The organism is Synechococcus elongatus PCC 6301 (genome assembly GCF_000010065.1).
GTDB classification, from domain to species: Bacteria; Cyanobacteriota; Cyanobacteriia; order Synechococcales; family Synechococcaceae; genus Synechococcus; species Synechococcus elongatus.
The window spans coordinates 2,113,238-2,130,173 of the sequence record NC_006576.1 but is presented as its reverse complement, the minus strand read 5'-3'; the positions used below and the strand labels follow the sequence as shown (position 1 = coordinate 2,130,173).

Genomic DNA, 16,936 nt, shown 5'->3' with positions numbered 1-16,936 from the left:
TTGTGTTTATCTCCCGTATTTCTGCTTTTGAGATGCGAGGTAAGCGACTGGATCCTGCGGGTTAAAGGTGTCGTAAGCGAGCTTTTCTTCCCGATAGATTTCAGTCGGCGGCTGCAGGCCCACTTCCTTCTCGAGGGTTTGTGCTTCAGTCGTCAGGTAAATTGCCTGACCGTTCTTGTCGTACTGATCGGGCTGGATCACACCGGCAGCTTTACCCAGATCCCAACGCACTAGCTGCGATTGAATCCAGTTGGCAAAGCTCTGCCATGGGTAGGGATTGAAGTCAATGCGATCGGGAACATCCAGTTCTTGACCTTGACCATTGGGGAACTTACCGGTCAGCACAGCTTCCACGACTTCGGGTGGTTGATTTAAGTACTGACGGCTAGAAATAGCCTTGGCAATCTCAGCACGATTTTCGGCCTTACTGGCATAACCAGTTGCTTCAATAATTGCTTTGTTAAGCGCTCGGAACGTATTGGGATTTTCTTGAATCCAAGGCTCACCTGCTGCAAATGCACAGCAAGGATGACCATTCCAAATTTCTTTAGTTAACAGATGAATAAAGCCAGCATCTTCATACACTGCCCGCTGATTAAAGGGATCGGGCATCAGCATCGCATCGATATCACCTGCGACGAGCTGAGCAATACTATCTGGCGGGGGAACTGGCCGAATTTGGACATCGGTATCGGGATTCAAACCACCAGCAGCGAGATAGTAGCGCAACAGCAGGTTATGCATTGAGAAGGGGAAGGGGACCCCAATCACAAAGCCTTTGAAGTCTTTCGCTTCTTTGACTTTGCCAAGGTGACGTTTGGCAACCGTAATCGCCTGACCGTTAATATTTTCAATACTGGCTAACTTGACACTGAAGGGAGCTGAGCCAAGACCCAAGGTCATCGCGATCGGCATCGGTGCCAGCATGTGATAGGCATCCAATTCGCCTGCGATCGCAGAATCTCGAACTGCCCCCCAGCTCGGCATCTTCACAACTTGGACTTTCAAGCCATATTTCTGATAGAAGCCCAAGGGATCTGACATGATGATCGGAGTGGCGCAGGTAATCGGGATAAAGCCAACCTTCAGATCCGTTTTTTCTAAATTGCCACTGCCAGTCGTGGTTGGGCTATCGGGTTGTTGAGCCTGTTGGGCACAGTTGGTCAGCGTCACGAGAGCTGCACCAACGACCAAGTTGCGCAGGAAAACCCGACGACTGACCCCGCCACTAGCTTGAATGTTGCTGAAAAAACGACCCGCTTGCGGTCCAAAAGCAGCAGCAAATGCCTGATCTAAACCACCTGCTTCTGCAGCCAAAGCTCTCAGCATTGCTTCCCTGTTCAGGATCCCCTTGGGAAGCATTTTTAAAGAACAAGGCTTGGCGCAACTCTGAAGTCGTCAGACGATCGGCGATCGCAATCGATTCAGGTTTGAATAAACCCATCTTTTGAAAATCTGCCATCAAGATCTCAGGGTCTTGCGGCATATCTTCCAAAAAGCGATCGTGATCGGTCGTCAGACGATAGCAATCCTGACAGCGACACGCAGCAGAATGGAGGAGCTTAGATTGCTCCTCAAGAAGTGTTGGGGGGACCATCAAACTTTCCTCAGTTAAGGGCGAATGGTAGTAGTAACCCCAGGGTCAAAATGTAGCCGTCGTTACAACTCAAAGTCATTACGGCTTTGAGCACTCGGGTGCTAGCACGTTCACTAGTAAGCAATCAAGGCAGACTGTCCTAGGCCTCCCAGCCTGATCGCCCTAGAAGATCTTTCTTCGGGAACGTAATCGCTGAACACTGTTGCGAGCGGCATCATCGTTCCAAAAATTGCATTCACTGGCTTTAGAACAGGTTGACCTTGATGGATCCATACCCAATTAACTGCACTGAACCTCAGCTTGGAGCCAATAATTCTTCACCTAAACCCCTCGCACTTCGCCTTAGCTTTGAATGGGGTGGTGGGATTCTTTGGGCGGATGATGCGGCGAGTCGCGATCGCTTTGATGTTGGCGCGATCGAAGATCAACTGCCACTATCCCAGAGCTTGCGACAGCAATTAGACCAACTGTCTCTTTGGCATGACACTGCTTTGGACTGGAATGATCCGGCAGGGCCAAGCCCTTGGACGGCTGAAGAGTCAGCTCAGTTTGAAGTCGCAGCCCAGGCTGCTTTGCAAGCCTTGAGGCTCGAACTTGGGCCGAGCTACTCCGTTCGCTACCACCCTCTCTAATATGGAACTGCGATCGCCTGCCATGCTGGAAAGAGCTGGCTGATTGCGAGAACCATGCCCCATCCCCTTGTGCGGTTGTATCGCTACAGTGCCCCCCATCAACGGCAGGTGCTGAGTGCGATCGCTTGTTCGATCCTCAACAAAATCTTTGACCTTGCCCCACCCGTCCTGATTGGCATGGCGGTGGATGTGGTTGTCCAGCGGCAGGATTCTTGGCTGGCCAAGTGGGGCGTCGTCCCCGTTGAACAGCAGTTAGGGCTGTTGGTGCTGTTCTCCTTTGTGATTTGGAGCCTCGAATCACTGTTCGAGTATCTCTACGCTTGGCAATGGCGCACCCTCGCGCAAACGCTGCAACATGAGTTGCGTTTGGATGCCTACGGCCATTTGCAAGAACTGGAGCTGAGCTTTTTTGAGGAGCGGAGTACTGGTCAGCTACTCAGTGTTCTCAACGATGACATCAACCAGCTCGAACGCTTCCTCGACCACGGCGCAAACGAGATTTTGCAGGTCACGACCACCGTTCTGGCAGTCGGTGGGGCGATGGCTTATCTCTCTCCAACCGTGGCAGGGCTGGCGATTCTGCCGATTCCTGTCATTCTCTGGGGATCGCTGCGCTTCCAACGGCGTTTAGCCCCGCGCTATGCCCGCGTTCGCGAACAAGCCGGTCTGATTAGTGCACGACTGGCGAACAATTTGGGCGGCATTGCCACGATTAAAAGTTTCACGGCTGAGGCATTTGAAAAAGGGCGGGTCGCTGAGGATAGTGATGCCTATCGCCAAGCGAATCGTCGGGCGATCGCGCTCAGTTCCGCTTTTGTTCCATTGATTCGTTTCGCGATTCTGTTTGCTTTCATCGCCATTCTTTATGTCGGTGGAATGGAAACCATTAACGGACGGCTCGATGTCGGCACCTATAGCTTTTTGGTGTTCATTACCCAACGTCTTCTCTGGCCCTTGACCAGCTTGGGGCGAGTACTGGATGACTACCAACGGGCGATGGCTTCGACCCAGCGGGTGATGGATTTGCTGGCGATCCCGGTGCAAATTCCCAGCGGTCGCCAATCTTTGCCGATCGGCCAAGTGCAAGGTGCTGTCCAGTTTGAAGGCATCACCTTTGCTTACCGTGATCGCGAACCCAGTGTTATCGATCTCAATCTGAACATCCCCGCTGGTCAAACGATTGCGATCGTCGGGGCTACTGGTTCTGGCAAAAGTACCTTAGTCAAACTGCTGCTGCGTTTCTATGAACCTCAAACCGGTCGCATCCTACTCGATGGGATTGATTTGCGTGACTTAAAACTGAAGGATTTGCGGCAGGCGATCGGCTTCGTTAGCCTGGATGTTTTTCTCTTCCATGGCAGTGTTGCTGAGAACATTGCCTACGGTAGTTTTGACGCGACTCAGACTGAAATTGAGCAAGCTGCCAAGCTCGCTGAAGCCCACGAATTCATCATGGATTTACCCCAGGGTTACGACACAGTTGTGGGCGAACGAGGCCAGAAACTGTCGGGTGGACAGCGGCAGCGTTTGGCGATCGCGCGAGCCATTCTCAAGGATCCGCCAATCCTGATCCTCGATGAAGCAACCTCGGCAGTCGATAACGAGACCGAAGCCGCCATTCAGCGATCGCTCGAACAAATCACCCGCGATCGGACCACCTTGGCGATCGCCCACCGCCTCTCGACGATTCGTCATGCGGACTGCATCTATGTGATGGATCAGGGTCGCTTGGTCGAAGCCGGACACCATGACGAACTTCTTGCCTTGGATGGCCTCTATGCCAACCTCTGGAAAGTGCAAACCGGCGAACGTCTGAGCGATCGCGTTTAGTTACTCCAGCAAAGACAGCCCTTCTTGCAAGCGCAGGCCGTTGGCCCAATCCCAGCCACTCAGTGGTTTGCGGCCTGCCGGTTGAACTTGTAGTAGTAGTAATGCTCCCTCGCGAGTCGCCACGATCGGCCCCAAGGATTTGGCGATCGCCAATACGGTCCCTGGCTGAGCTGCTGGATCAGGCTGCCAATCTTGCCAATCTGCATAGGCCGCCGACAGGAGCAGACCTAGTCCCAAGGGCAGACTGGCCAAAACTTTGAGGCGATCGCCTTGGACAGGTAGACTCGCTCCGGGATACAGCCCACGAATCCGGTTATGCAGCTCCAAGGCGGACTGATCCCAGCTCAGCTGAAAGTCTTCCTTTTGCAGGAGCCGAGCATAGGTCGCTTCAGCCTCGTTTTGAGAAATCGCAGTTAGGTGCCCCTGATCCAGTTGCCGCAGCGTTTGTAAGAGCAGTTCAGCGCCCGCTGTCGCCAAGCGATCGCCCAAGGTCTGACTGTTATCGTCCAAGGCGATCGGGGTCGTCCAGCGCAACAGCATCGGCCCCGTATCCATGCCTACATCCATCTGCATCGTCACGATCCCCGTTTCGCGATCGCCGTTGATCAAACTCCACTGGATCGGGGCGGCACCACGATAGGCCGGCAGCAGCGAACCATGGACGTTGATGCAGCCCAGTCGTGGCATCGCCAGCACCTCCGCTGGCAGTAACTGGCCGTAAGCGACAACGACAAACGCATCAGCTTGGGTTTGCTGTAACTGACTCAAGACTTCTGGATCGCGGCGCAGGCGTTCCGGTTGCCAGACTGGCAAATCATAGGCGATCGCGAGGGCTTTGACCGGCGAAGCACTGACCTGATTACCCCGCCCTCGGCGGCGATCGGGTTGGCTGACCACCGCCATCACCTCAACATCCGGCGCATCAAGCAACTGCTGCAAAGTTGGAACCGCGAATTGGGGGGTTCCAAAAAAGACGACGCGCACGGTGTTCGCTCCTCGCTTCAAAACAGGGGGACTATTGGCGATCGTGGCATGTCTGTTTCACTGAGGCGATCGCTGCTTGCTAGGATTGCGAAACTCTTTTGCAACTTGGGCTAGGGCAATCGTTATGGCATACCCCGCGACCGTGATCGGCGTCGATTTGGGCGGAACTGCCATGAAATTGGGGCGTTACCCGATTGAGGGACAGTGTCAGCAGGAATTGACCGTCCCAACTCCAACCCCCAGCACGCCAAGCAATGTTCGGGCTGCGCTCGTAGAGGCGATCCGTCAGCTCGATCCCCAAGCTGAAGCACTGGCGATCGGCATTGGTACACCGGGGCCTGCGGATGCAGCCGGTCGGGTAGCGCGGGTTGCCATCAATCTAGACGGCTGGACTGAGGTCCCCCTGGCTGACTGGCTGGAAGCCGATCTGCAACGGCCGGTCATTTTGGCCAATGATGCCAACTGCGCTGGCTTGGGTGAAGTCTGGCTGGGTGGCGGTCGGGGCTATCGCGATGCCATTTTGCTGACTCTCGGGACCGGCGTGGGCGGGGCGATCGTACTCAATGGCGAGCTGTTTGTGGGTCGCACGGGAACAGCAGCAGAACTCGGGCTGATCACACTGGACCCGGCTGGGCCGCATTGCAATAGTGGCAACCAAGGATCGTTAGAGCAATATGCCTCGATCGGAGCCGTTCAGCGGCGCTTTGGTTGCGATCCCAAAGACCTCGGCGATCGCGCTTCCCAAGGGGGTCCTGAAGCGATCGCGGCTTGGCAGGACTATGGCCGAACGCTCGCTGCCGGTCTTGCCAGTCTGGTCTATGTCCTGACGCCCGAAGTGATTATTCTGGGCGGCGGCATCAGCGGCAGTGCAGCTTTCTTCTTACCGGCACTGACGGAGGAGCTGCATCGTCGCGTCCTCCCGACCTCTCGTGAAGATCTGCAGATTGCGATCGCGGCACTCGGCAACGAAGCCGGTCGAGTTGGGGCTGCCAAGTTGGCTTGGGACAAGCTACAAGCACTGGGCAAGGTCTGAGTCCAACTGAAAAACGACTTCAGCTACTAGACTCTCGCGATCGCTGGCAGGAATCCGGGTAGGCGTTCGAGATCCCAATTACGGACGATCGCCGCCTGATCTGCGATCGCCGCTTGGGCTGCTCCCGCTAGAAAAGTTCCCAGCACAGGAATGCCAGTCAGTAACTGGAAAGATTCCTGTGCAACGGGAGCTGCAGTCGTAACTTGATTGAGAATCACGCCCAAAATCGGTAGCTGCCGTTGTTGAGCCAAGGCCACCATCGCGATCGCCTGTCCGGGCCAGTCCATTTGGGCTGAAGCCACCAACAGCACCGGTAATCGCCAAGCCTGTGCTAGATCTGCCACGGTCAATTCCGGTGCAACCAGTGTTCCCAAACAACCGGGCGCTTCCAGAAAACAGGCTTCGCTCTGCTGCAAAGTCTGCCAGCGTTCCGCCAAGGACTGATCTGACGCCAGCCAGTCTTGAAGCGACCAAACCGGTTGCCGTCGCCAAGCTTGATAGGCCTGTAGTGCTTGGGCGATCGCGGATTTACCAGCGCCGGAAGAAGTACTGCTGATCAGCAGACGCATAACGAAAGAAGCAGCAAAGGAGCGTCTTCAGCCTAACGGGAACTGTTACCAAGACGATGCACCGGGCGATCGCTCCAGCCAATCGGAAACGAAAACTTGTTGAAGGCGATCGCTCGCGATCAAAAACAGGCGAACGGCCCAGTAGGCATGCCTTTTAGCGTCCTGTTGCCACGGTCGACGCCTAGGCAGGGATGATAAGATTTCGTTGGTTATGCTCCGGGGTCTGCTGTGATCCGTTCTGCCACCCTGCCCTTCGCGTCTGCACTGCCCTCACTCCCGGACAATCATCGCCTACGGCTATTTTCTGGTTCGTCCAATTCCGCCCTCTCCCAAGAAGTTTCTCGCTATCTCGGGATTGATTTAGGGCCCATGATCCGCAAGCGGTTTGCGGATGGTGAATTGTACGTTCAAATCCAAGAATCGATCCGCGGCTGTGATGTCTACTTGATGCAGCCGACCTGCTGGCCGGTCAACGACCACTTGATGGAATTGCTGATCATGATCGACGCCTGTCGACGTGCGTCAGCCCGCCAAATCACGGCAGTCTTGCCCTACTACGGTTACGCCCGCGCCGATCGCAAAACGGCAGGTCGTGAGTCGATTACAGCCAAGTTGGTTGCTAACCTAATCACTCAGGCTGGAGCGAATCGGGTGCTGGCGATGGACTTGCACTCAGCCCAGATTCAAGGCTATTTCGACATTCCCTTCGATCACGTCTATGGGTCGCCTGTCCTGATCGACTATCTGCGCAGCAAAAATCTCGCTGATCTAGTAGTGGTTTCTCCTGACGTCGGTGGTGTCGCTCGGGCTCGTGCCTTCGCCAAGAAATTAGATGATGCGCCTTTAGCGATCATTGATAAGCGTCGACAAGCTCACAACGTTGCGGAAGTCCTCAACGTCATTGGTGACGTTCAGGGTAAAACAGCGGTGCTCGTGGACGACATGATCGACACAGCTGGCACCATCTGCGAGGGTGCCCGTCTCCTGCGCAAGCAAGGCGCGAGCCAGGTCTACGCCTGTGCGACGCACGCAGTCTTCTCGCCACCGGCAATCGAGCGTCTCTCGGCCAGCGGCCTCTTCGAGGAAGTAATTGTCACTAACACGATTCCGATCCCCGAGGAAAACCGCTTCCCTCAGTTGACGATCCTGTCGGTGGCTAACCTGTTGGGTGAAACAATTTGGCGGATTCACGAAGAAAGCTCAGTGAGCAGTACGTTCCGCTAGAGCCATCCTACTTACCAACGAATTCGCGATCGCTTCGGTAGACTGTTGGGAACACGCACGACCCCGTGGGTGTTTGCCCCCCAGCCAGCGATCGCGAGTTAATGGGAGAGTCTCTGTCACCACAAGCACTGGCTCAACCGTTGCTACTGCAACTGTTCGTCGATACCCGGCCCCTGTCACAGCACATTGTGCAGCGGGTTAAAAATATTTTGGCAGCAGTAGAGGCAACCGTCCCCATCAGCTTGCAGGTGATCAATGTGGCGGACCAGCCACAACTGGTGGAGTACTACCGCCTAGTCGTCACGCCTGCCCTGGTTAAAATTGGTCCAGGCTCTCGCCAAGTTCTGAGTGGCATCGACCTCACCGATCAATTAGCCAACCAGTTGCCCCAGTGGCTGGTTCAGCAAGAGGCCTTTTTTGCCGATCGAGAGCCACCTGAAGTCAACATTCCGTTCACGGAGCTAGGCCAACCCGAGACCCCCGCGTTGCAGCAGGCTGATGCCTTTTTTCAGCTTCAGCAACAATACGCTGATCTCTCGGAGCGGACAAAATTCCTTGAGCAGGTCATTGCTCTCGTCGCCCACGACCTCCGCAATCCGCTAACCGCTGCTCTTTTGGCGGTCGACACCATTCAAATCCGCAGTCAATCCTTTTCTGTGGCGACAGCCAAGGAAATGCAGGGACTGTGCAGTCTGTTCGATCAGGCACGATCGCAATTGCGTGAAATCGAGCGCATGATTGCCGAGATTTTGGAGGCAACTCGCCACTCTGGCGAAAGCTTGCGGATCAATCCCCGCGAAGTCGTCTTTGAGCCGCTCCTGCAGCAGGTTCTGGAACAGTTGCATGAACGCTGGCGGAGTAAGCAGCAGCAGTTGATCACGGATGTTCCAGGCGACCTGCCCACGCTCTACGCCGACCCTGACCGTCTGCGGCAGGTTCTGGTCAATCTGGTAGACAACGCCATCAAATACACTCCGCCCGGGGGCACAATCACGATCGCAGCGCTCCATCGCACGAGCCAGAAAGTGCAGATCAGCATCAGCGACACGGGCTCTGGCATCCCTCGCGACCAGCTCAGCGTCATTTTCAAGAACTTGGTGCGGCTTTCCCGCGATAGCAGCCAAGAGGGCTACGGCATTGGACTATCGGTTTGCCAGCGAATTGTTCAGGCCCACTTTGGCCGCATCTGGGTTGCTTCGGAACTGGGCCAAGGCAGCACCTTCCACTTCACGATGCCGGTTTATCGCTACACCATGCCCTGCTAACGCACCGCGATCGCGGTCTCTGCAGTTTCTTTTGGAGAAGGGGTTGACACCACTCTAGAAGTTCGATAATTTCTTAATTGGCGATGCGATTTGCCCCCATCGTCTAGAGGCCTAGGACACCTCCCTTTCACGGAGGCGACAGGGGTTCGAATCCCCTTGGGGGTATTAAAACAGAGACTTAAGTGAATCACTTCAAGTCTTCTAATCTTCTCAAAAATCCTGTTCAAGTGTGAGCAGGATTTTTGCTTTAACGCAAAAGTCAACGATCGCACTGCGTGATGAATTAGCCCAGCTCTAAACTCGTCACTCCATAGAGGCGATTGAGGGAAATATCGGGGGCTGCTCCGCGATACATCCGAGCGGTGTCGAACATCGAGGTGAACCCCTGCTCTGTGGCGAACGCGATCGCGGCCGTATTGACCGTGGGAATATCCCAAAAGATGGGCTGACTCTCGGGAATTTGACTCTGCAGAGCCAGAAAGAGTTGTTGAGCAATCTCAGGCTGATCGGCAAATAGGGGACCGATCCGATAGCCCGCCTGACTTGGACGAATCTGTCCATAGCCCTGGAGTCCTTGGGATGCGAAATAGCCAAGGGCGATTGCTCGAGGTTGAGTCAGCCATTTTTCCAGAAACGAGTGGCGATCTTCAGGAAAGAGCTGGCGATCGTAGGCCAAGAGCGAGGGAAAATCCGCCGGTTCTAAGCGACGAATGGCCGCAGGGAGCTCGGACTGTAGCCTACGACTCAGGCCGCTATAGCGCTGGTTACAGTAAGCCAATTCAAAGCGCGATCGCCGGTAGTTCTCCTGTTGTGCCACCACACCGTCCAAACCGATCAGGCGATCCCCCAAACTCGCCAGCCCAGCCTGCCAAATCGCCCAGCCGTAGCCTTGACCTCGGTATTGGGGTACGACGATGTAAAAGCCGACAAAGCCAAAGCGATCGCCATATTTGACCGTCGACAGACAAGCGATCGGTTGATCATCTAGCCAGCCCATCCAGAACCCTGTGGGATCAGCGCTATAGAAGCTGTCGGCATCATCCAAGCCCGGATTCCAGCCTTCAGCAGCAGCCCAAGCGATCGCTAGATCCAAATCCGATCGCGTCATGGGACGAATGGTGTAGCCAGCCAGGGTCATCTTCAATCTCCCAAGGGGCGATGGCTCGTTCAGACAGCCTGAAACGACCCGTCCTAGGATGCCCCCCTGCACAGGTTTAGCGACGAGAACAGCAGGAAGCAGTGCAAGTCATGCCTGGAAACGCCTCACCCGATTCACTGGAACGTTGCTGGGATGCCTACCTAGGCTCGCGATCGCGCAGCCACTAAATCGAGAAAACGCTGAAAAGCCTGTCGATAGCGATCGCCTGCCAGCTTCGGCAAGTCGTTATGCCCCCCATCGGGAATCCGACAGAGTTGCTTTGGCCCTGCAGCGGCCAAGAACAGGGCTTCACTCATTAGGGCTGGCACCTCGGTATCTGCTTCACCGTGCAGAATTAACACCGGTACCGACGACTGCCGCACTTTAGCGAGGGTATCAAAGCGTTGGTGCAAGAGCCAGTTGGGGAACCAAGCAAACCGCTGCCGATATTGAGTCATCGCCCGCATCGAGCTGAAGGATCCCTCCAGAATTAAGCCTGCTAGTTTGGGCTGACGGTTAGCTAGCTCAGCCGCGATCGCACCACCCAAAGAGTGGCCATAAACTAACAAGCGATCACTGGGAATGGCGTGTTCCTTGGCCAGATAGGCAACTGCCGCTTCAGCATCCGCGCAGACCCGTTGCTCGTTGGGGAAAGGGCCAGAGCTGCGTCCGTAACCGCGATATTGCAGAACTAGCACTGATAGCCCCAAGGAGAGCAACTGCAAGAGTCGATCTTCCGTGTCGACCCAGCGCCCTTGAATGCCGTGCAGGTAGAGAACGGTCCAAGGAGTAACCCCCTGATTGGGAAACCACCAGGCTTGGAGCCGAGGCGATCGCACTGCTTGGGGCTGCAGGGCAATCCAGACCTCTGCGGGCTGATAGGCCAGCAGCGATTCCGGGATAGGCTCATCCTTAGCAGGACGGAAAATCAGCCGCGACTGTCCCAGCCAGATTGCCGCCAGAAACAGCAGAACGACACTCCCACAGCCAAGGAGGATCAGGAGGAGCGATCGCAGCAGCATTGCCCTAGAGCGCCGGCTGCCGCAGATGCCACTCCGTTGCCTGCTCGTAAGCGTAGGCAGTATGGAGCACCTGGTCTTCGCGCAGGACATTACCGATGATCTGCAAACCGTAGGGCAAACCAGCCTCATCAAAGCCACAGGGCAAGCTCAAGCCTGGCAAACCGGCCGAATTCACCGGAATGGTCATTAAGTCTGACAGGTACATGCTCAGCGGGTCGGCAGTTTTTTCGCCTGCTTTGAAAGCCGTGGTCGGGGTTGTGGGTGAAACCAAAACATCGACTTCTGCGAAAGCTGCTTCAAAGTCTTGCTTAATCAGCGTGCGAACTTTCTGAGCCTTGAGGTAATAGGCATCGTAGTAGCCAGCCGACAACGCATAGGTGCCGATCATGATCCGGCGCTTGACCTCGCTGCCAAAACCCTCTGCCCGCGTCCGACAATACATGTCGATCAGGGTCTCTGCTTCTTCGACGCGGTAGCCGTACTTAACACCGTCATAGCGAGCCAAGTTCGCTGATGCTTCCGACGGCGCAATGATGTAATAAGCCGGCAGACCATAGGCGAAGCGCGGACAGGAAATCTCGCGAATTTCTGCCCCCAGCCCCTGCAGGACTTCTAGGGCAGCCTGCATCGCTTGTCCTGCCGGTGAATCTGTCACCGTTTCAGTAATCACGCCGACCTTGATGCCAGCCAAACTGGGCTTGAGAAACTGGGTGTAGTCCGGTACCTCGACTTTGAGGCTGGTGGCATCTTTGGGATCATGTCCGGCGATCGCCCCCAACAAAATCGCCGTATCTTCGACGCTCCGAGAGAAGGGGCCAATCTGATCGAGCGAAGACGCATAGGCGACTAAGCCATAGCGAGAGACCAGACCATAGGTTGGCTTCAGCCCAACAACGCCGCAAAAGGCAGCAGGTTGGCGAATGGAACCACCCGTATCTGAACCGAGGGCAACCACGCATTCATCCGCTGCAACCGCTGCCGCCGACCCCCCGGACGATCCGCCAGGAACACGGGTTAAGTCCCAGGGATTGGCAGTGGTTTGGTAAGCAGAGTTCTCGGTCGAGCTGCCCACGGCAAACTCATCCAAGTTTGTCTTGCCAACCGCTACGGCTCCTGCTTCTGCAAGCCGTTGGGTGACGGTGGACTCGTAGGGAGGGACAAACCCCTGCAAAATCTTGGAGGCGCAGGTAGTGGGAATACCCCGCGTGCAAAGGTTGTCCTTAATGCCGATCGGAATGCCCGCTAGAAGGCTAATCTCTTCACCGGCAGCGATTCGCTGATCTACTGCCTTGGCTTGAGCGATTGCCTGATCAGCTGTGACGTGCAAAAAACTTTTGAGCTGTGGCTCGAGGGTTTCGATACGCTGTAGCGCCGCTTCAGCAATTTCGACTGCACTGCGCTCCTTACGAACTAGCTGGCTGTGCAGTTCTCGAATTGAAGCCATGTAGCGCCCCAGCACTCCTGAAAAGTCACTCTTCAGTATAAAAGCCGGGGCGGCGGCTCTCGATATCTAAAGAATTAGATCTGCGATCGCAAGCCTGATTTAAAGCTGGCCACTGAACATCGGGCTGGGCGAAGCAGTGCGGGAGTAAGCCCCCCAATCCTCTGTCACCGTCAAGACTTCCGGTTCCTTAGAACGCTGAATTTTGACGCGAAGATTTTGAGCCCCTTCTTGCAGCAGATCTTCCTTGTAGCCTTCCACTGCAGCTTCTGCCGATGATCGAGACAGGAATGGCCCAAAGTAATAGGTGCAGACAGGGCTATCTGTCTGAATCTCAACCCAGATAGCCAGACCTAGGTTTGCTGCGATCGCATGGGCGAGATTAATCATCGATGCCGAGACCTCGCGTAAGAGCAGGAGAAAATGGAGGGCAACCGAGAGGCTAGTTGCACTTAGGCATGGTTATACTCCGAGCCTCTCGATTTTTCAATTCACTGGCCAGTGCTTAGAGACCTAGTTCCCCAAGGCCAGCCGCAGCTCCAGCAAACTCAACTGCTGCCGTCGTCAACGCTGTTGCGCCGTTGTCAGCGATCCCCTCAAGATGATGGGTCAGCTGTTGGCGTTGACGGCTCACTTCGTACAGCACCATGCCGGCTGCCACCGAAGCATTGAGGCTGTTCGTCTTGCCACGGAGCGGAATCGAAATGAGGTGGTCGCAGCGCTCTCGAGTCAGAAGGCTGAGGCCTTCATCTTCGGATCCCACAACCAGCACGACTGGCCCGCTGAAGCTGGTCTCATGAATCGATTGCTTGGCTTCGCCAGCCGCACCATAGATCCAGAAACCGGCATCCTTCAACTCTTCGAGGGCGGGATTGAGGTTGACGACTCGCGCGACAGGGAAGCTTTCCAGTGCACCAGCAGCTACTTTCGCGACAGCCGCAGTCACACCGACCGCACGCCGCTGCGGGATCACCAAACCGTGAGCGCCCAAGGCTCCTGCGGTCCGAATGATGGCACCCAAGTTGTGGGGATCAGTGATCCCATCGGCAACCACAATCACGGGATCTGTGGTTGCAGCCTTAGCTTGGGCAATGAGATCGCTGAGTTCTTGGTAGGGGTAGGGAGCAACTTGAGCGGCAATTCCTTGGTGAACAGCACCATCGGTCAGCTGACGAATCCGCTCAACGGGAACTTCGTCAACCACGGCACCACCGGCTTTAGCAGCGTCAATCAACTCCAGGAAAGTTGATTCATAGCGCAGACGCGGCGTCACCCAGATACGGTTGAGGGTCCGGTTGCCTTGGAGGGCAGCCAAGACAGCATGACGACCGTAGATCAATTCGTGATCGGTCGCTTCCTGATCGCCGGCGGGACTGGTGTTGACTTCCCGATTCAATTCGCGATCGCGGCTGGGCCGGAAGTTATCACGATCGTCGCGTCGGTCATCACGACCTCGGAAGCCACCACGATCATCACGACCCCGGTAACTACCACTACTGCCACGGTCATCACGGCCCCGGAAACCGCCCCGATCGTCACGACCTCGGAAGCCACCGCGATCATCGCGACCCCGGTAACCACCACTGCCGCCACGGTCATCACGACCCCGGAAACCGCCCTCTGAGCGGCCTTCAAAACGACGACCTTCGCTCGGACGATCGCGATCGCCTCCCCGATAGCCGCCCCGATCATCACGACCCCGGAAGCCACCACGGTCGTCGCGATTCTGGCGATAGCCGCCACTGCCGCCGCGATCATCGCGGCCTCGGTATCCGCCCTCTGAGCGGCCTTCAAAACGACGACCTTCACTGGGACGATCGCGGTCGCCTCCCCGATAGCCGCCCCGATCATCACGACCCCGGAAGCCACCGCGGTCGTCGCGATTCTGGCGATAGCCGCCACTGCCGCCGCGATCATCGCGGCCTCGGTATCCGCCCTCTGAGCGGCCTTCAAGACGGCGACCTTCACTGGGACGATCGCGATCAAAACGGCGGAAGTTCGGGCGATCGTCACTCGAACGATCTTGGCGTTCAGAAAAGTCAGAACGATCCGAATAGTCAGACATGAAAAAGCTCGCGCGTGGAGAAAAATTCAGAAGAGCTGGCGTCAGTACTCGGTGACGGGCAGCTGCTGGAGTAGCGCTTGCAAGCGCTGGGGATCACACAGATAGAGATAGCCCAGCAGGGTCTCTAACCCTGTTGCCTGCTGATAGTATTCTCCAGTCAGGCGGCGTGGCACACGTCCGGCCGCATTACGACCGCGACGGACAATCTCAAGTTCTTCCGCTGTCAGCAGCGGTAGTAGACTCACCAACAATTCCGCTTGGCGCTCGGCTCGCACTGCACCAACCACAGACTGGTGAACTTGATGGGAACGCTGCGCCGGCAGTAACAAACGCAGGCGCACATGGAATTCGTAGAGGGCATCTCCTAGGTAGGCTAGTGCCTGGGGCGCCAGTTGCTTTGCTGCCGCAGGACTGAGGCGGCGATCGCCGCGGAGGGGGTCTGACTCGGGAACGAACAAGCTTATGACACGCTGATATTGGACAGCGCTACGTCCACCGAAGGCTGAAGGGCCAAGAAGTTTTCTAATCGCACGAGTTTCACAGTCTGTGTGACACGGGGATTCGTGACAATTTGCAAACTTCCTTTGCTGGTTTGAGCTTGCTTCGCAAGTTGAACCAAAGCGCCTAAGCCAGAACTATCGATAAAATCGATCTTCGAGAGATCTAGAATAGCATGTTTTGGCCCATCTTCTAGGCTCTTGCCAAGAACCTTGCGGAAGGTCGGCTCCGAGAAGGCATCGAGCTGACCCGTAAGCCGGAACAATTGGTAATCGTCCCTGACTTCTACGGTTCCTCGCAAACTAACCGTCAGGGCGAGCGTTTCGCGAATGGCCGTATCCTCCAGCGTTGTCATCTCAGCAGACGCTCAAGTATAGGGGCAGGGCAGCCAGAGTCGCAACTGGTCTAAGCCACTGGAGTGGGTTGGCGATCGCGCATTAAAGCCACAAACTGCTCAAACAGATAGTCAGAATCATGGGGCCCTGGGCTGGCTTCGGGGTGATACTGGACCGAGAAGACGGGCAGATGGCGGTGTCGTAACCCCGCTACCGTGCGATCGTTGAGGTTGAGGTGGGTGACTTCCACATCCGGCCCTAAGGAGTCCGCCGCGATCGCAAAGCCGTGGTTTTGGCCGGTGATCTCGACCTGCTGGGACAAGCCACAGGGGTGGTTGAGCCCCCGGTGGCCAAACTTGAGCTTGAAGGTTTGAGCCCCCAAGGCTGACCCCAGAATCTGGTGCCCGAGGCAAATCCCAAACAACGGCAGTCCAGTTTGCAGGAGTGCTTGGGCGGTGCTGATCCCATTTTTGACCGTGGCTGGATCGCCAGGGCCATTGGAGAGAAAGACACCATCTGGCTCGTGCCGCAGGATTTCTTCGATCGGCGTATCGGCCGGAACCACGATCACACGGCAACCATAGCTGGCCAAGCGGCGCAGGATATTGCGCTTCACGCCGAAGTCGATGGCGACAACTGTCAGGGACTCTGTGGTTGGCCCTTCAATAAATTCCCAGGTTTGACTGGTGGGAGTTTGCCACTCGTAGGGGCGATCGGTCGTGACTTGATCGACCAAATTCAACCCTTCCATGGATGGGGCGGCTTTGACTTCTGCCCAGAGTTCTTCAGGATCCAAAATAGTTGTGGAGATGCCGCCATTCATCGCCCCCGTCGATCGCAAATGTTGCGTGAGGGCGCGGGTGTCGATGCCGTAGATGCCAACAATGTTGTGCTGTTGCAAATAGTCAGGCAGGGAGCGATCGGCCCGCCAGTTGCTGTGGCGGCGAGCAACATTACGAGCAATCAAGCCGCTGACTTGAGGCCGGGCAGACTCTTCGTCTTCGGGGTTGACCCCGGTGTTGCCCAGCTCGGGATAGGTAAAGCTGACAATCTGCCCACAGTAGCTCGGGTCTGTCAGCACTTCTTGATAGCCGGTCATGCCGGTGTTGAAGACAACTTCACCGATGACCGTTCCCGCCGCCCCGCAGGCGTAACCATGGAATACGGATCCGTCAGCCAAGACGAGCAGAGCAGCTTGGCGTTCAGCAAGGGACATAGCGCAGCAAAAGCCCGAGATCCGAACCATTATCGCACTGGCTCGCGACCGCGGGTCGATTTCGAGTTTTAGGGCCAGCGAGAGTCC

Annotated in this window: 16 protein-coding genes and 1 tRNA gene; 6 read left to right on the top strand and 11 right to left on the bottom strand. The window is 56.1% G+C overall.

Annotated features, from left to right (window positions below):
• Nucleotides 1-6: 6 nt before the first annotated feature.
• Nucleotides 7-1,329, bottom strand: coding sequence for an ABC transporter substrate-binding protein (locus SYC_RS10580; RefSeq protein WP_234701771.1), 1,323 nt, complete (start codon nucleotides 1,327-1,329; stop codon nucleotides 7-9).
• Nucleotides 1,330-1,860: 531 nt separating this feature from the next.
• Between SYC_RS10580 and SYC_RS10575 the strand changes: the two genes are divergently transcribed.
• On the top strand, nucleotides 1,861-2,229 hold the full coding sequence (locus tag SYC_RS10575) for a hypothetical protein (protein ID WP_011244294.1): 369 nt from the start codon (nucleotides 1,861-1,863) through the stop codon (nucleotides 2,227-2,229).
• A gap of 54 nt (nucleotides 2,230-2,283) precedes the next feature.
• On the top strand, nucleotides 2,284-4,059 hold the full coding sequence (locus tag SYC_RS10570) for an ABC transporter ATP-binding protein (protein WP_011244293.1): 1,776 nt from the start codon (nucleotides 2,284-2,286) through the stop codon (nucleotides 4,057-4,059).
• Here the strand turns inward: SYC_RS10570 and fmt are convergent, their stop codons facing one another.
• Entirely contained in the window at nucleotides 4,060-5,043 is a 984-nt protein-coding gene (fmt, locus tag SYC_RS10565) for a methionyl-tRNA formyltransferase (protein ID WP_011244292.1), read from the bottom strand.
• Nucleotides 5,044-5,167: 124 nt separating this feature from the next.
• Here fmt and SYC_RS10560 point away from each other — a divergent pair, with 124 nt between their 5' ends.
• Nucleotides 5,168-6,076, top strand: coding sequence for an ROK family protein (locus SYC_RS10560; protein WP_011244291.1), 909 nt, complete (start codon nucleotides 5,168-5,170; stop codon nucleotides 6,074-6,076).
• A gap of 26 nt (nucleotides 6,077-6,102) precedes the next feature.
• On the opposite strand, the gene SYC_RS10555 is transcribed toward SYC_RS10560, so the two are convergent.
• Nucleotides 6,103-6,645 (bottom strand): AAA family ATPase, encoded by a 543-nt coding sequence (locus SYC_RS10555; protein ID WP_011244290.1) that lies wholly within the window; start codon nucleotides 6,643-6,645, stop codon nucleotides 6,103-6,105.
• Between the two features lie 228 nt (nucleotides 6,646-6,873).
• On the opposite strand from SYC_RS10555, the gene SYC_RS10550 reads away from it, so the two are divergent.
• From SYC_RS10550 to SYC_RS10540, 3 genes are all read left to right on the top strand, one after another.
• Entirely contained in the window at nucleotides 6,874-7,869 is a 996-nt protein-coding gene (locus SYC_RS10550) for a ribose-phosphate pyrophosphokinase (RefSeq protein ID WP_011244289.1), read from the top strand.
• 101 nt (nucleotides 7,870-7,970) lie between these two features.
• Entirely contained in the window at nucleotides 7,971-9,134 is a 1,164-nt protein-coding gene (gene sasA, locus SYC_RS10545) for a two component system sensor histidine kinase SasA (RefSeq protein WP_050738290.1), read from the top strand.
• A gap of 92 nt (nucleotides 9,135-9,226) precedes the next feature.
• Nucleotides 9,227-9,299, top strand: a tRNA-Glu gene (locus SYC_RS10540).
• 118 nt (nucleotides 9,300-9,417) lie between these two features.
• Here the strand turns inward: SYC_RS10540 and SYC_RS10535 are convergent.
• The 8 genes from SYC_RS10535 to carA all read right to left on the bottom strand — a co-directional run bounded on the left by SYC_RS10535 (nucleotide 9,418) and on the right by carA (nucleotide 16,879).
• Nucleotides 9,418-10,272 carry a GNAT family N-acetyltransferase gene (locus SYC_RS10535; protein ID WP_011244287.1) on the bottom strand — a complete coding sequence of 285 codons (855 nt, stop codon included), beginning with the start codon at nucleotides 10,270-10,272 and terminating at the stop codon, nucleotides 9,418-9,420.
• A 161-nt stretch (nucleotides 10,273-10,433) separates the two neighbouring features.
• On the bottom strand, nucleotides 10,434-11,294 hold the full coding sequence (locus tag SYC_RS10530; RefSeq protein ID WP_011244286.1) for an alpha/beta hydrolase: 861 nt from the start codon (nucleotides 11,292-11,294) through the stop codon (nucleotides 10,434-10,436).
• A gap of 4 nt (nucleotides 11,295-11,298) precedes the next feature.
• Complete coding sequence (gatA, locus tag SYC_RS10525; RefSeq protein ID WP_011244285.1) at nucleotides 11,299-12,738, bottom strand: Asp-tRNA(Asn)/Glu-tRNA(Gln) amidotransferase subunit GatA; 1,440 nt, start codon at nucleotides 12,736-12,738, stop codon at nucleotides 11,299-11,301.
• A gap of 99 nt (nucleotides 12,739-12,837) precedes the next feature.
• The gene (locus SYC_RS10520) at nucleotides 12,838-13,125 is read right to left on the bottom strand and encodes a DUF1816 domain-containing protein (protein ID WP_011244284.1); all 288 of its coding nucleotides are present in this window, start codon (nucleotides 13,123-13,125) and stop codon (nucleotides 12,838-12,840) included.
• A gap of 115 nt (nucleotides 13,126-13,240) precedes the next feature.
• Nucleotides 13,241-14,800, bottom strand: a complete 1,560-nt coding sequence (gene rlmB / locus SYC_RS10515) for a 23S rRNA (guanosine(2251)-2'-O)-methyltransferase RlmB (protein ID WP_011244283.1) — start codon at nucleotides 14,798-14,800, stop codon at nucleotides 13,241-13,243.
• Nucleotides 14,801-14,841: 41 nt separating this feature from the next.
• A complete protein-coding gene (locus SYC_RS10510; RefSeq protein ID WP_041677031.1) occupies nucleotides 14,842-15,258 on the bottom strand; it encodes a ribonuclease III domain-containing protein in 417 nt (138 codons plus the stop codon).
• Between the two features lie 2 nt (nucleotides 15,259-15,260).
• On the bottom strand, nucleotides 15,261-15,653 hold the full coding sequence (locus tag SYC_RS10505) for an STAS domain-containing protein (RefSeq protein ID WP_011244281.1): 393 nt from the start codon (nucleotides 15,651-15,653) through the stop codon (nucleotides 15,261-15,263).
• 50 nt (nucleotides 15,654-15,703) lie between these two features.
• Nucleotides 15,704-16,879 carry a glutamine-hydrolyzing carbamoyl-phosphate synthase small subunit gene (gene carA / locus SYC_RS10500; RefSeq protein WP_011244280.1) on the bottom strand — a complete coding sequence of 392 codons (1,176 nt, stop codon included), beginning with the start codon at nucleotides 16,877-16,879 and terminating at the stop codon, nucleotides 15,704-15,706.
• Nucleotides 16,880-16,936 lie beyond the last annotated feature (57 nt).

Coding starts and splice junctions, on each gene's coding strand:
- SYC_RS10580 (WP_234701771.1), bottom strand. CDS start 1,329: ATGCTGAGAGCTTTGGCTGCAGAAGCAGGTGGTTTAGATCAGGCATTT.
- SYC_RS10575 (WP_011244294.1), top strand. CDS start 1,861: ATGGATCCATACCCAATTAACTGCACTGAACCTCAGCTTGGAGCCAAT.
- SYC_RS10570 (WP_011244293.1), top strand. CDS start 2,284: ATGCCCCATCCCCTTGTGCGGTTGTATCGCTACAGTGCCCCCCATCAA.
- SYC_RS10560 (WP_011244291.1), top strand. CDS start 5,168: ATGGCATACCCCGCGACCGTGATCGGCGTCGATTTGGGCGGAACTGCC.
- SYC_RS10555 (WP_011244290.1), bottom strand. CDS start 6,645: ATGCGTCTGCTGATCAGCAGTACTTCTTCCGGCGCTGGTAAATCCGCG.
- sasA (WP_050738290.1), top strand. CDS start 7,971: ATGGGAGAGTCTCTGTCACCACAAGCACTGGCTCAACCGTTGCTACTG.
- SYC_RS10535 (WP_011244287.1), bottom strand. CDS start 10,272: ATGACCCTGGCTGGCTACACCATTCGTCCCATGACGCGATCGGATTTG.
- SYC_RS10530 (WP_011244286.1), bottom strand. CDS start 11,294: ATGCTGCTGCGATCGCTCCTCCTGATCCTCCTTGGCTGTGGGAGTGTC.
- gatA (WP_011244285.1), bottom strand. CDS start 12,738: ATGGCTTCAATTCGAGAACTGCACAGCCAGCTAGTTCGTAAGGAGCGC.
- SYC_RS10520 (WP_011244284.1), bottom strand. CDS start 13,125: ATGATTAATCTCGCCCATGCGATCGCAGCAAACCTAGGTCTGGCTATC.
- rlmB (WP_011244283.1), bottom strand. CDS start 14,800: ATGTCTGACTATTCGGATCGTTCTGACTTTTCTGAACGCCAAGATCGT.
- SYC_RS10505 (WP_011244281.1), bottom strand. CDS start 15,653: ATGACAACGCTGGAGGATACGGCCATTCGCGAAACGCTCGCCCTGACG.
- carA (WP_011244280.1), bottom strand. CDS start 16,879: ATGGTTCGGATCTCGGGCTTTTGCTGCGCTATGTCCCTTGCTGAACGC.